This window comes from Clostridium aquiflavi, assembly GCF_031344075.1.
In the GTDB taxonomy this organism is placed as follows: domain Bacteria; phylum Bacillota; class Clostridia; order Clostridiales; family Clostridiaceae; genus Clostridium; species Clostridium aquiflavi.
On record NZ_JAVJAN010000023.1, the window covers coordinates 31801 to 46076 of the forward strand.

Annotated in this window: 12 protein-coding genes; 1 reads left to right on the forward strand and 11 read right to left on the reverse strand. The window is 25.6% G+C overall.

The window, feature by feature from the left end; translation table 11 throughout:
- Positions 1-6: 6 nt before the first annotated feature.
- The 8 genes from spoIIR to RGC78_RS09685 all read right to left on the reverse strand — a co-directional run bounded on the left by spoIIR (position 7) and on the right by RGC78_RS09685 (position 9832).
- Positions 7-633, reverse strand: coding sequence for a stage II sporulation protein R (gene spoIIR, locus RGC78_RS09650; protein WP_309556542.1), 627 nt, complete (start codon positions 631-633; stop codon positions 7-9).
- Between the two features lie 61 nt (positions 634-694).
- Positions 695-1537: a 4-(cytidine 5'-diphospho)-2-C-methyl-D-erythritol kinase gene (gene ispE, locus RGC78_RS09655; RefSeq protein WP_252216295.1), complete on the reverse strand. Its 843-nt coding sequence runs from the start codon at positions 1535-1537 to the stop codon at positions 695-697.
- A gap of 181 nt (positions 1538-1718) precedes the next feature.
- Positions 1719-4337: a cyanophycin synthetase gene (gene cphA, locus RGC78_RS09660; protein ID WP_309556543.1), complete on the reverse strand. Its 2619-nt coding sequence runs from the start codon at positions 4335-4337 to the stop codon at positions 1719-1721.
- A complete protein-coding gene (locus RGC78_RS09665) occupies positions 4309-5154 on the reverse strand; it encodes a cyanophycinase (protein ID WP_252216279.1) in 846 nt (281 codons plus the stop codon). The genes cphA and RGC78_RS09665 overlap by 29 nt, the downstream gene beginning before the upstream one ends.
- Before the next feature lie 242 nt (positions 5155-5396).
- Positions 5397-6959 carry a DUF3794 and LysM peptidoglycan-binding domain-containing protein gene (locus RGC78_RS09670; protein ID WP_309556544.1) on the reverse strand — a complete coding sequence of 521 codons (1563 nt, stop codon included), beginning with the start codon at positions 6957-6959 and terminating at the stop codon, positions 5397-5399.
- A 401-nt stretch (positions 6960-7360) separates the two neighbouring features.
- Positions 7361-7603, reverse strand: a complete 243-nt coding sequence (locus tag RGC78_RS09675; protein WP_003369318.1) for a Veg family protein — start codon at positions 7601-7603, stop codon at positions 7361-7363.
- Between the two features lie 188 nt (positions 7604-7791).
- The gene (gene yabG, locus RGC78_RS09680) at positions 7792-8655 is read right to left on the reverse strand and encodes a sporulation peptidase YabG (RefSeq protein WP_309556545.1); all 864 of its coding nucleotides are present in this window, start codon (positions 8653-8655) and stop codon (positions 7792-7794) included.
- Positions 8656-8830: 175 nt separating this feature from the next.
- On the reverse strand, positions 8831-9832 hold the full coding sequence (locus RGC78_RS09685) for a CotS family spore coat protein (protein WP_252216266.1): 1002 nt from the start codon (positions 9830-9832) through the stop codon (positions 8831-8833).
- Between the two features lie 109 nt (positions 9833-9941).
- On the opposite strand from RGC78_RS09685, the gene RGC78_RS09690 reads away from it, so the two are divergent.
- Complete coding sequence (locus tag RGC78_RS09690) at positions 9942-11084, forward strand: glycosyltransferase family 4 protein (protein WP_252216264.1); 1143 nt, start codon at positions 9942-9944, stop codon at positions 11082-11084.
- 206 nt (positions 11085-11290) lie between these two features.
- On the opposite strand, the gene RGC78_RS09695 is transcribed toward RGC78_RS09690, so the two are convergent.
- From RGC78_RS09695 to RGC78_RS09705, 3 genes are all read right to left on the reverse strand, one after another.
- Positions 11291-12334 carry a CotS family spore coat protein gene (locus tag RGC78_RS09695; RefSeq protein WP_309556546.1) on the reverse strand — a complete coding sequence of 348 codons (1044 nt, stop codon included), beginning with the start codon at positions 12332-12334 and terminating at the stop codon, positions 11291-11293.
- Between the two features lie 93 nt (positions 12335-12427).
- On the reverse strand, positions 12428-13153 hold the full coding sequence (locus RGC78_RS09700; RefSeq protein WP_252216258.1) for a spore coat protein: 726 nt from the start codon (positions 13151-13153) through the stop codon (positions 12428-12430).
- A 19-nt stretch (positions 13154-13172) separates the two neighbouring features.
- Entirely contained in the window at positions 13173-14189 is a 1017-nt protein-coding gene (locus tag RGC78_RS09705; protein ID WP_252216255.1) for a CotS family spore coat protein, read from the reverse strand.
- Positions 14190-14276 lie beyond the last annotated feature (87 nt).

Below are 14276 nucleotides of genomic sequence, written 5' to 3' on the forward strand. Positions count from 1 at the left end.
TTATTGCTATTTGAATAAATTATCTATTACTTCCACTACTTTAAATTTAATTTTTATATTATCTTTTGAATCCTTTTTGTTAATTTCTTCTTTTATTTTATTTTGAGTTTTTTCGTATTCAATTTTTGCTTTTGACTCATCTACAAAACATAATGGTGGGAACATAACACACCACCAATTTCTTCCTTGTCCACTTCCTATTATAATTCTAAAAGCTTCATAATTTCCTTGTGGCAATACTATATTTCCATAAGATTTTTCCGGAAAATTTTCTCTAGATAATTCAATATTTACATCATAAGCATAATTATTTTCTTTAATTACTTTTTTTGCAATTGATCTTACTTCTTCAACATTATTTTTTATTATTTCTCTAGACTCTTCAAGAGAATCAGATTTATTTAAATAAGGGTATAAGTAATTTATAACCTCATCTCTAACTTTTAATTTTAAACTTTGATCTTCATTTGTATCACTGTTTGCTATAACATGAAATCTTATTAAAGAATTCTTTACTTCTTCATAATTTAACTCTTCAGAACCATTATTATTTACCTTATTAGAACTTGTACATCCTACAATTAATGTAGAAAAAATAATTATAATCACTAAGCAACTTAATACTCTTTTCATAATTTCACACTCCTATACTTGAAATATTTTCCAAATATAGGGATTTTTATTCAATTTATTTTTAAATTGTTCTAGTTATAAATACATCTACATATTTTTCTTTCATCTTTTCATAACACTTTTGGGCTTTTAACATGTCATCAAAGAAACCAAATACAGTTGGACCACTTCCACTCATCATGCTTCCTAAAGCTCCACATGTATTGATTTCCTCTTTTATTGTAGAGATAATCTTATATCTACCCAAAGTAACATTTTCAAGTAAATTTTTCATATTATTTGCTATAAAATCAATATTATTTTTTTTAATATTTGATATTAATTCATTTGTTTTAGGGTGAAAAATAACCTTTGATAAATCAAAAGCCTTATAAACCTCTTTAGTTGATACTCCAAATGGAGGTTTTACCACAACTAAAATTTTATTTCTAAATGGTTTTAATTTAGTAACTTTTTCTCCAATTCCTTCACATAATGCAGTACCACCACAAATACAATACGGTACATCTGCACCCAAATTTAATCCTAAATTCATTAATTCCTGCTGAGATGCATTTATATTAAACATTTTATTCATAATTTTCAAAACCGCAGCTGCATCAGTACTTCCACCTGCCAATCCTGCTGAAACAGGTATATTTTTTTCTATATTTATACAAATCCCACTTTTTATATTATAAGTTTCTTTAAATAAATTAGCCGCTTTATATGCTAAATTTCTTTCATCTGTAGGCACATAAGACTTATTACATTTCAGGCTTATTCCACTCGGAATCTTTTCAACTTGAACTATATCATATAAATCTATGTTTTGCATTATCATTTTTAATAAATGATACCCATCTTCTCTCTTGCCAATTACATCTAAGGAAATATTTATTTTTGCATAAGCCTTAATATTCATTTTTCTTTGCCCCTTCTAAGTACTTTAGGCACTTTAAAGAAAATAATTTCTATTCAGTTATTTAAGTAAAATAAAAAAAATATCAAACTAAAATTTCTGAATACTTATGTTCTTTCAAATGCCTTAGTAACATTCTAACATAGGGAAAAAATCCTGTCTAATTAAGAATAAAATATTTCTTTTATAAATTAGATAACTTTAAATCCAAGGAATTATTGGAATTTTTATTATTTATATATTTTACAATTGATTCTAAATCTTCAAAAAACACTACTATTGTATCGCCTTTTTTACTTATCATTAATGCCTTTTCTAAAGCTTTTGTTTCATCTAAACATACATGTATTTTAGCATTTCTATTTTTCCTTAACACACCATTTTTTATTAGTGAAGCAATTTCTCCTTCACTTCTTCCTCTTCTATCTTTATCTTCTTTTATTATTATTTTATCTAAAATTTCAGAACATATTTCGCCTATTTCTATAGCTATATCATCACATCTATCACCAGGAATTCCTATTACCCCAATTAAATCTTTATCTCCTTTGATTTTAGATAAAGATGATAGTACCGCTTTATATCCTTCTATATTGTGACCATAATCTAATATTATTTTTCTATCTTCTATTTCATAAATATTAAATCTTCCATTATTACTATTTAAATCAAAGTTCATTATACCTTTTGAAATCATACAATAATCTACATTAAGGCCTACTAAAGCTCCACATGCAGCCATTATATTTTCTAAATTATATTTTAATAAACCATTATAAGAAAGCGGTACGTCATTTATAGAACATATTAAATATCTTTTATGATTATTTACTACAACTATATTATCATTTTCTATAAAGACAGATATTCCACCATAACTTATATTTTTTTGTATTAATTCATTATCAGCATACTTTGAGAAAAATATTTTATTGGCTTTAATTCTATCAATTATAGTTTTGCTCCATTCATCATCAGCATTTAATATAGTGAATCCATCTTCTTTTACTGCTTCTCCAACTAATGATTTAACAAAGCTTAACTCTTCCATAGAATTAATACCATCTAAACCTAAGTGATCATTAGTTATATTAGTTATCACAGAAATATCTGCAATATCATAAGCTAATCCTTTTCTAATTAATCCGCCTCTTGCGGTTTCTAATACAGCTATATCAACATCCCTATTTAATAATATTGTTTTTGCACTGTTAAACCCTGAATCATCACCTTTATGGATACATCTATTATTAACATATATTCCTTCAGTAGATGTCATTCCTACACTATATCCCATTTGACTTAATACATGGTTTATTAATCTAGTAGTTGTTGTTTTACCATTTGTTCCTGTTACAGATACTATTGGTATATTCTTAGGATCTTCACCATACATCATATTAATTATTGCTTTACCAACATTCCTTTCAATTCCTTTAGACGGAAAATGATGCATTCTTATTCCTGGTGCTGCATTAACCTCCATAATAACACCATTACTTTTAGCTATATCACAAGATATATTATCTACACATAAATCTATTCCACATATATCTAGACCCAATGCTTTGGCTGCATTTATACAATGATTTATATTTTCTTCACATATATCATCTGTACAATCAATAGCTATGCCCCCTGTAGAAATATTAGCATTTTCTCTTAAAAATACTCTTTCATTATCTTTAGGTATATAGCTAAGTGATACATTATTTTTATTTATATATGAAATTAATTGATCATCTATTTTTATTTTAGTTAAAGGTTTTTCATGATCCTCACCTCTTAAAGGATCTTTATTAATATTTTCTATAAGTTCTTTTAAAGTGTCCTTTCCATTTCCTATTACAAAAGGTGGTATTCTTAATGATACTGCCACAACTTTATAATCAACTACACAAACTCTATAATCATTTCCTTTAACATATTTTTCAATTAATATATCTTTGAACTTATTTTTCAAATTATTATATGATTTAATTAATTCATTTTCATTTTTTATGTTTAAATATATTCCATTTCCTTTACTACCATATTGAGGCTTTAGAACTACCGGGTATCCAATTTTTTCAGCACATTTTAATAAATCAATTATATTATAAACTTTTCCACCTAATGCTACTGGTATATTTTGATTTTCTAGTAATTGTTTTGTTAAAAGCTTATCACAAGAAATATCTACTGCAACACAGGTTGTTTTTTCAGATATAGCAGCTTCTATTACTTTTCCTTTTTTTCCATATCCAATTTGATAAAAACCACTATTGCCTAACTGAGTTATAGGCATATTATATTGTTTTGCAGCTTTGCAAATAGCATTTGTACTAGGCCCTATTTCCTCTGAATTTAATATTTCTTTTATTGAATTTATTCTCTCTTCAAAATTTATCGGAGATTGAATTATAAGAGCATTTATTAAATCAACAGATAATCTAAGGCATTCCATAGCTGTTTTAGCATATTCATATTGAAAAATTATATAATATCTATCTCCTTGTATTTCTCTAGCTTTTCCATAAGCTACTTCTATTCCTAATCTATTTTGTAATGCAATTGTTATATGTTCACATATATGTGCTAAGTAAGTGCCTTCTTTAAGTCTTGTAACAAACCCACCATCTTCATCTATACCACATCTATGTGTATGCAATTCTGGTACAAGCTTTAACAAATTAAAATTAAAATTAGGTATATCTTTACTTGGAGTTTCACAATATCCCTGTAAATCTACATCTATTCTTATGCATTTTTTATGAGAATATATGTTTTTTCCTTCATATATCCTTTCCTGTACTACTTTCATTACTTAACTTATCCTCCTCAAAAGGTAACTTTTTTATAAGATCAAATTTTTTACTATTAGTTAAAATATGTAATTTAACATTATACATGCTTAAAATGTCTTCTCCATAAAGTTCTGAGACATTTGTATATGTGATTTCACTTCCATCAATAAAATATACAGCACCTTCACCTATTACTTCTATTTTTCCTTCTTGATTAACTATTATTGCTGTATTTTCATCTATTCCTATACCTAATACTTCTGGATTTTCTGCTATACCAGTTAATAATCTACCAATTCTTCCTCTTTGAGCAAAATGTTGGTCAATTATAACATCCTTTATAAGTCCTAGACCGGGAGCCATTTTTAAAGTACATTTCCTTGGAGATTGTTCATCTGATCCTTCAACTATCATTGTATCGCTCATAACTGATGCTCCAGCTGATGTTCCCACAATAAATATTCCTTTTTTAAAGGCTTCTTTTAAAGCTGAATATATAGGACTTCCTCCAATTAAGCTGGTTATCCTTAATTGATCTCCACCTGTAAAAAATATTAAAGATGAATTTTTAATAAGTTCTACATTTTCCTCATTAAAAGAATCCATTCTTTCACTAATATCTAATACTCTTATATTTTTAACTTTTAATTCTCCAAAAGCTTTTTTATATTTAATCGCTGCTTCTTTAGGAAATTCTGTAGCAATGGTTGCAATTAATAAAACATCCTTATCTTTATCTATTGAAGCACATACTCTTTTTAAAATTTCTTTCTTCCCTTCTTTGTCTTCTCCTCCTCCAATTATTATCAGATTTCCATTTAAATTTTCATTCAAACTTTATCACCTCATATCATGTGCATTAGATATTGTTTCCATCAAAAAAATAATTATTCAAAAAAAAAGAAAAAGGCTCCATTATGCACAATAATGAAGCCTTTTTCTATTATTTCAATCTACATTTCAATATATTGTTTATATTTCAATATATTGTTTATATTTCAATATATTGATAAACATAAGTTTAATTTTATTTACTTCTATCTCATAAACTTTATATTATAATATGAATATTATTTTTAGAATATAGCTCTTCCAGGAATTATAAGTTTTTTACCACATTCGATATCATCTTGATCTTCTATATCATTTATTTTTATTAAATCGTCTACTGTAGTATTATACTTTTTAGCAAGATCCCATAAAGTATCATCTTCACCTACAACATATATAGTGACACTAGATTTTTTCTCTGGAACTTCCCCTTCTTGCTCTATAACATCACATATAAATTGTTTTTTAACTTCATAGCATATCTTAGCATACAACATTGCAGAAGCCTTTATTGCTATTGTATTTGCTTCTATAGTTGCTTCTAAACTCTCAAGATTGCATTTTATTATTGCCTTCATTCCTTTTTTAGCACCTTGAATGTCTATTATTGAATTAAATGGTATATCTGCTTTTACATTAGCTAAATACTTATCTTGGTCACTTGTTTTATACAACACATCAACTTTTAGAACACCTTCTACAATAATCTTATCATTTTCAACTTGTTTGTCATATATTAACAATGTTCCATTAGAACAGATTATTTGCTCTGGTATTAAATTATTCTCATTTAATGCTATATTATCCTTAATAATAATTTCTGAACTATTTGTCCCTTGTATAGCACCTAATTCATACTCTTCTTTTTTCAATTCTATTGGAAAATTAGGACAATATGCATCTTTTATTACATCAACATTTTCTTTTGAAAATACCTTTATATTTGCTTTCACTATAAATTCATTATTTATTATTCTTACTTCTCCTAAGTCGTCTTCTTCTAGCATCAAATCATTATTTTGAATATTATATGACACAGAATACATCATATCTGAATTAACGCCTTTTACTTCCTCTTCTTTTGATAAATAAACATCATCTTCAATAGATATTATTTCTTTAGATTCATCGCCTCTATAAAGAATGTTTAATTTACAATAGCAACTTAGATATACTTTATCTTCCAATATTTTTATTTCTTTTTTATGAAGTAATAATGAACATTTTAAGATTTTACTTATTTGAGGTTTGTCCATTCCCACTCTAATATTAGATTTTCCAACTAATTCAACTTCTTCATTTGCACTAATTCTATTAATTTTTTCAGTCTTTTTTAAAATTTCTATATCATCTGTTCCTTCTATATCTTTAACAAATTCAAATTCACTACTCTTATACATCTCCCAATATATTTCAAAAACACCTTGGATAGATATTTTTCTTTCATTCATTATAGTAGCTTCAATATGTTCCACTTTACATTCTAATTCACAAACGATTTTATGTTCTTCTTGGTTCAAATCAATATTGCTACTAAATTTTTCTGTATAGCTAACAGAGTTTACAACCATCCCCTCTTCTCTAGCTAAATACAAAACTGTATATTCAACCATTCCTTCTAAAGCAATTTTATCACCAACAAATTCCTTACTAACTATTACAGGTCTAGCTTCAACAGTTAATATTTCTTGAACATCTGGATGAGTATCTGGAATTAAATATTCTTCTTTTAAAACACAATCTGAATTACTCTCTTTTATTAGTTGTTCAAAACCTATACTTTCTTTTATTGCATCTATTTGTGACATAACATATCCCTCCTATAGAATTTCTACTATTATTTATATAATCATTACTACGATTTTATGAATAAATAATATACTTTTTTCTAAATTATATTTACCAATTAATTTCAGAATTTTTAAATTATTTGTCGTAAAAAATTTTTTTGTGATTTTTATCGATAAATATGTTGACATATATTATATTTTGTCGTATTATTGTAATTGGTTATTGACCATATAACCTCTCATAAATTCTCAATACCCTTTTATACCATAGTTGAAAGATGGAAACCCACCATCTTTCTTTTTTTATGCCTTTAAATAAATTTATTACCTTTTTTATATGAAAAATGCTTTTTCTATAATGCATCACAGTTCAAAAATTCTGTAATTTTAAATGAAAAAAACTTCGATTAAATCGAAGTTTATATTGATTGCGGAAATACCAATTGTACAGTCTTTGTTAATACATCTGAGTAACTATATGTCACAGTCCTTGGGGTGTCAGTCTTTAGTTTTATTACAAATATGCTATCATATACGCTGTCAATTACTCCATCATTAACTAGAATCTTTTTTCTTCCTCCATTAGCTCTTAAGGTTACTTTATCACCTACATGCTTTTCTATGTCTTTTTTTATTGAGGAAATTGTTTTTATTGTTTCCATTTAAACACCCTCTTTCTAATTCAAAATTATACACTGAAAAGAGGTTTTTGTCAAGTAAAATTTATATTTTATCATTTATCTATAGGTTTTGTCAATGTAAATATATTGAATTCTACATTTAAATTTTCTCTTCTTGGTCTTATTATTCAGGTTTAGGTCTTATTTTATTCATTTTTTATAAATTATTTCTAAACAAATGGTGATTTAGGATAACCTTCTCTATATTTACCTCTTGTTTGTAGTCCTCCTATCCCCTTTATACCTGTTATTGTATTCTCTATAACATCTTTAATAGAAACTATTTCATCTATTCTTGTATAGGCTATTTTTTCACAAACAAAAACCGGATCTAAGCAATGAATTAAAACTCTACTTGGAGATGATGCAAAATTAGCTCCTGCATCAAGCATACATTCATAACAGCTCTGACATGCCCCTGCAAATATAACCAATTCATCATAACTAGAATTGTAGTCTCTTAATGCCTTAATAGATTCTAAGTAATATTTAGAATTTCTATAATTATTTAAATCTAAATAATTTCTAGAATTTTTTAACACTCCATCATGACCTGTTAAAACTACTATATCTGGTTTTATCTCCCTTACTAAGTCAACTATAATACTAGGTTGCTTACTCTCAGGAATGCATCTTCCAATTGCATCTAATGATAATTGCTTATATACTTTTAAACACGTCTCCATATAATCACTATCACCATCTACATGAAGTATTTTTCCTGGTCTACCAAACATCAATTCATTATCAGGCTTTATCTTTGGTGCTTTATTTGCTTTTTCCCTAAAATCAGTTCTTACAGATAATGCTTTTTTTATTGCATCATTTACTCTTGTATTTAAAATTTTATCTTGTGAAGCCATGAATTTATCATTAACTTCTTCTAAGTCTTCTTCTGAAGAGTCAGCTATAATTCTTATACTTATTCCCTTTAAAATAAATACATTTTTCCCATTTTCATCTCTAATATCTATTATTTTAAATGTAACATCTTTATCATAAGACTTTCTTACCACAATATCTCCTATATCCATTTTTTCTCCTAAATATATTAGTATAATTTATATTATGATGGTAAAATTAAAAGTTTCTTATGTGGTAAAATTAAAGAAAGTACCTACTCACGCTTCAATAGGCAATTGACAATAAAATAAGTCCTATTAATATAAGAACAACTTATACTAATAGGACTTTTTCCTATCACATTCATTACTCAATAGTATACTCTTTTTTAAATTCATTTAAGAATGATAAGAATTTATCTTTTTCTTCTATTATTGAACTTAGCTTATTAGTAAATGTATTTTGCCCCCAATTAACTTCATTGTAATAATACCTATTTGCCAATCTCCAATATCTTTGTGGAAATTGTAAGTATGCATATAAGACTTTATATTCATCATCTCTAAGTTTAGACACTGAATTATATGATTCAATAATAGCTTTAGCAAAATCAATATTCCAATCTACTCTTTTTAAAACTTTTATCATAAAATTACTTATATCAAAAGTTCTAACTTCTCTCTTGCAATAGTCAAAATCTATTATATGTGACTTTTCATTACTATCTATAATTATATTATGATAAGTAAAATCATGATGACAGAATGTCTTTTCTTGTTCTGCAACCATACACAATTCATAGTAATTTGATTCCTTTAATGTTTGCAAGGCTTGTTTGCCTAATTCCCTGTAGAATTCTACTGATTTTAGATATATCATATCAAAATCATTTTTTATATTTCTTTTTCTTATAATATCTTTCATTTTGTCTAAAGATTTTGTTCTCTTTTCCATTAAATGAGGCCATCTTCCTAAATCACTCTTTAATTTTGAATTTTCTGGTGGATCATATCCCTTAGATGCTTCATGCATATATGCAAGAGTTTGCGCTGCTATTTTCACCTCATCAATATTTCTAAAATCGCACTCTCTGCCTTCTAACCATTCAGATAAAGTATATAAATCCTCATTTACTAGTGCATATGGTTCATCATTAACATTTAAATAATATCTATCTAAATAACCAAAACCATTCTTTATTAAATGTTCTTTTGCACCATATACAAATAATAATTTTTGAGGCCCATAATTTATCCTCTTTAAACATCGTTCTCCCTTGTTAGTCTTAAGATAGTAAACACCCTTATTAGCCTTAATTGTTTCTATCTTAATATCGAACTGTCTTTCTATTTCAAATTCCCTCATCATAGTGCTCACCTCCTTTATAATTTATATGTGCATATTACTTCTTTTATTAACATTTTTTATATTCTTTTAATATAATAAATTAATATAAATTCTTTGAAAGGATTAAATAATGCGAATAGGAATAGATGGCAGAGCTGCGAAATGGTATAGAGGCACTGGTATTGGCACATATACTCATGAATTAATTAGAAGCTTAAATACTATCGATAACACTAATGATTATTTAATATTTATGCCAAAGTGTGATTCTCTAAATAATCTAAACGCTAACTTTTCAATACAAAATGTAGAATCAAGCGATGATTATGATAACTTCTGGGATGAAATTAAAGTTCCTAATATTTTAAATAACTCAGATATGGAAATTTATCATGTACCTCAAAATGGAATTGGAATTTCTAAAAATATTAATTGTAAAAAAGTAATTACATTACATGATATTATTCCACTTAGAATGCCAGAAACAGTTAGTGATAGATATCTTAGAATTTTTAATGATGAATTACCTAGTATATTAGAAAATTGCCAAGGTATAATTACGGTCTCTGAGTTTTCTAAAAACGATATAGCTAACGAATTTAATTTTCCAAAAGAAAATATATATGTTACTCCTCTTGCAGCGGAAGAAATTTATAGACCATTAAGTAAATGTCAATGCAAAAAAATAATTAGTGAAAAATACAATATAGATGATAATTTTATTCTTTATGTAGGTGGATTTAGTCCACGAAAAAACATATTAGGATTAATTGATGCATACTCTAAACTTCCTTATAGCACAATGGAAAAAACTAAGCTTGTTATTGTAGGAAAGAAAGGTCAATCATATTTTAGATATAAAGAACGTGCTGAAAAATTAGGAGTATCATCTAATGTAATATTCACTGGTTTTATTCCTCTTGAAGATATGCCTGTATTTTACAATGCAACTGAAGTTTTAGTTTATCCATCATTTTATGAAGGATTTGGACTTCCTCCGTTAGAGTGTATGGCTTGTGGTACACCTGTTATAGTATCTAATGTTACATCTCTTCCAGAGGTATGTTATGAGTCTGCTCTATTAATAGATCCTCATAATATAGATGAATTGTCTTATGACATCCAAAGAGTGCTAGAAAACAGTGTTTTAAAATTAACTATGGTTAATAAAAGTTTAAAGAGAAGTTCTAAATTCTCATGGAATAAAACTGCTTATGAAACTATAAATGCTTATAAATCAATATTATTTGAAAATAAAATTTCACGAAAGTAAATTGGCATGTCTAATAAAGGTTGATATTGTAATTAAGTTTATGTAATATTCATTTCTTAACTTTGAATTTATATTACATAAAAACTTTCTTACAATATCAATAATATTTTTAAACATATGCACTTAAAAAGCTGTCTCAAGTAATTTTGAGGCAGCTTTTAGTTGTTTTTATTTTAATTGCTCCGTCCACTATGATTGTACATATATCAACATTCTGATAAAACATAACTTTTATATTCTTCTATAAAATCTTTTCTAAATTGCTCATTATTTAATTTTGAATTAAATCTATTTAAATAAACTTCATAATCCCATTTCTTTCTCTTGTAATAATAATCTCTTGATATATTATAAAAATCTCTAGGAAAATATAATAGTATATATAATATTTCCTTTTCTTCTTCCATCAAAGGTAAAACTTCTTCATAAGAATTTATTGCTAATAACATCTTATCAATATCAAATGCAGAATTTTTTATAGATTTTAATATAAAATCTGCTATATCCATTATTCTTAAATCTATAGTTAAAAAATCAAAGTCTATTATACTTACATCCTCTTTTTTTATTAAGAAGTTATGATATGCCAAATCATTATGACATAATGATATGGTTTGTCCATTTTTTCTCAAATCAGTATAATTGCTTTTTGAAAGCAATTCTTTAACAACTATAATATCTTGCAAATATTTATCAACATTATTAATAAATAAATTATCAAATTCGTTCTTATATTTATATTTACTTACTAGTTCTTTTAAAAAGCTAAGTTCATCATATGCCTTCTCAAATTTCCACTCCAATGATTCATCTAAAAAATCTTCATTTAACTTTTTTATTAATTCTTCTCTAATACCACTAGAAGCCTTATGCATTAATGCAATATTCTTAGCACATAATTTTATCTCTAAAGGGTTTGTAAAACATGCTTCTCTTCCGTCTAATAAGTCCATTACAACATAAGTTTTATCTTTCCACTTCTTATATATTGAACCATTTTCAAACTCACTATAAGTTATTATATTATTATACTTATCTTTTATATAATTTAACGATTCATTAATTAAAGTTAATTTTTTTTCATTACAGTCTACTTTTTTTAAAATTTTATTACCATTATCGGTGTATATTATAAATACATTTCTTACTGGACTTATATCGTTTATGTTAATTCCTAATTCATTAAAAAATTCAAAACTCAAATCGTAATCACATAGAGAATTCCTCTCAGCATATCTAATCCTATTCATTTACATCCTCCCTACAAATAAAGAAACAACTCCATTATTGTATCTTCTAGCATTCTTGCTTAGTAAAAATAAAAATATTGTATATATTCACTATCAGATAAATATTTTACTTTCATAATCTATACTATTTTTAAATTGTTTTGAAAATTCTTCATATGTTTTTAATTTTTTATTGACTCTATACTTTTCCCATATTTTTAAAGTATCTCTTGGAAAACTACACAATGCTCTCAAATAATTTATACTGTAATTAGATAAATGTGATTCATATACAAAAACTTTTATCAATTTTTCTTCATCTATACAATTATTTTTTCTTTTAATTCTTTTTATATATTTATATAAATCTTCTTCTACTAAGTTATATGACATATACTTCAGACTTCCTATTTGAATATTTCCATTAAATCTTAAATTTCCTTGATCACTCCTTCCAATACATAATTCTTCTCTATTCATGCTTCTTTCTATAATTCCAAAATAATTATGAGAGTATATATAATTTATTACATCATTTGCTTGGTTTAATAATCTTCTACCATCTGAAATAATTAATTTTTCAAAATCATTCTCTATTCCTCTATTCATTATATTCTCATAATCTCTTTGTAATCTTCTTATTTGAACCTTATAACTCTCAATTTCTTTTCCTATAGTACTCTTAATTCTAATCAAAGATTCATTATTATATCCTAATAAAATTTTTTGGAGATTAACCATTGTTTTTACTTGATCTATAGCTTTTTTATTGGTTATATTTTTATCATATTCAAAATACTTCCCCGCAACATCTATTCCCTTACTATTTAAATATTGCATTATATCTAATTCTTCTATTTTAATCTCCTCCTTTGAAGTAATCCTCTATAAATGCTTCTCTTTCATAACAATCGTCTAAGTATTTATTTAATTTATTAATAAAAAATTCTTCTCCCCAAGATTGTTGTTCCCAATATACTTGTATTCCTAACTGCCAGAAGCATTGTGGAAATCTAATAAATTCTCTCATTAATGGAATTTCTTCTTTTTTCAATTCAATTATATCCTCATAATTTTTTAATATTAAATCTGCTTTTTTATCTTCCCATTTTCCATATTTCATACTTCTTATACAAAGAGATGATAAATCATGTAAATGAGAATCTAGTATACAATAATCAAAATCAATTATATTAATTTCATTATTGTTATCAATTAAAATATTGTGATTTGCATAATCATGATGACAAAATCCTGATTTAAATACTTCTTTCTTCATTATCTCCATATAATTATTTCTTTTTAAACCTTCAATACTTTTTTCTGCTCTTTTTAATTCTTTATCTATATTTTTTAAATATAATAAATCAAAATCTGACTTATTAGCCTTTTGACTTATCCTATTTTTAAAATCTAATATTTCATTAGATCTTGTTTTAAATACATCTTCCCAAGAAAACCAACCTATCCTAGGTTGCATCTTATCATTTATTGTGAAATTCTTACTACACTCATGTAATTCTGCTAATTTATTAGACACCTTAGCCAGTTCAAATGGATTGTCATAATTGCTTACTCTAGATGGTATCCATTCTGTTAAATATGCATATTTTCCATCTAAACTAATATATTCTTTACCATTTTTAGTCCTAATAAATTCAGGAATCTTACTAAATTTATTTTGCTGTAGATGTTTAATTGCAGACAAAATAAAATAAAAGTGTTCAAAATTATACTTTATAATTTTTATAGAATAACCTTTATCTTTTGATATTACCTTATAACTATTTTTAACTTTTTCTAAATTATCTACTTCTATTTCATAATTTTCTTCAATATAATCCTTTATTTTTAATACCATATCATTATTTTTCATAAAATTCCCCAAAAATATTATTCTTTTTATTGTATGTTATTTAATAATTTATTGTGATTTAGTAGATATAAAACAACTAATTTTGTA

Coding starts and splice junctions, on each gene's coding strand:
- spoIIR (WP_309556542.1), bottom strand. CDS start 633: ATGAAAAGAGTATTAAGTTGCTTAGTGATTATAATTATTTTTTCTACA.
- ispE (WP_252216295.1), bottom strand. CDS start 1,537: ATGAATATTAAGGCTTATGCAAAAATAAATATTTCCTTAGATGTAATT.
- cphA (WP_309556543.1), bottom strand. CDS start 4,337: ATGAAAGTAGTACAGGAAAGGATATATGAAGGAAAAAACATATATTCT.
- RGC78_RS09670 (WP_309556544.1), bottom strand. CDS start 6,959: ATGTCACAAATAGATGCAATAAAAGAAAGTATAGGTTTTGAACAACTA.
- RGC78_RS09675 (WP_003369318.1), bottom strand. CDS start 7,603: ATGGAAACAATAAAAACAATTTCCTCAATAAAAAAAGACATAGAAAAG.
- yabG (WP_309556545.1), bottom strand. CDS start 8,655: ATGGATATAGGAGATATTGTGGTAAGAAAGTCTTATGATAAAGATGTT.
- RGC78_RS09685 (WP_252216266.1), bottom strand. CDS start 9,832: ATGATGAGGGAATTTGAAATAGAAAGACAGTTCGATATTAAGATAGAA.
- RGC78_RS09690 (WP_252216264.1), top strand. CDS start 9,942: ATGCGAATAGGAATAGATGGCAGAGCTGCGAAATGGTATAGAGGCACT.
- RGC78_RS09695 (WP_309556546.1), bottom strand. CDS start 12,334: ATGAATAGGATTAGATATGCTGAGAGGAATTCTCTATGTGATTACGAT.
- RGC78_RS09700 (WP_252216258.1), bottom strand. CDS start 13,153: ATGCAATATTTAAATAGTAAGGGAATAGATGTTGCGGGGAAGTATTTT.
- RGC78_RS09705 (WP_252216255.1), bottom strand. CDS start 14,189: ATGAAAAATAATGATATGGTATTAAAAATAAAGGATTATATTGAAGAA.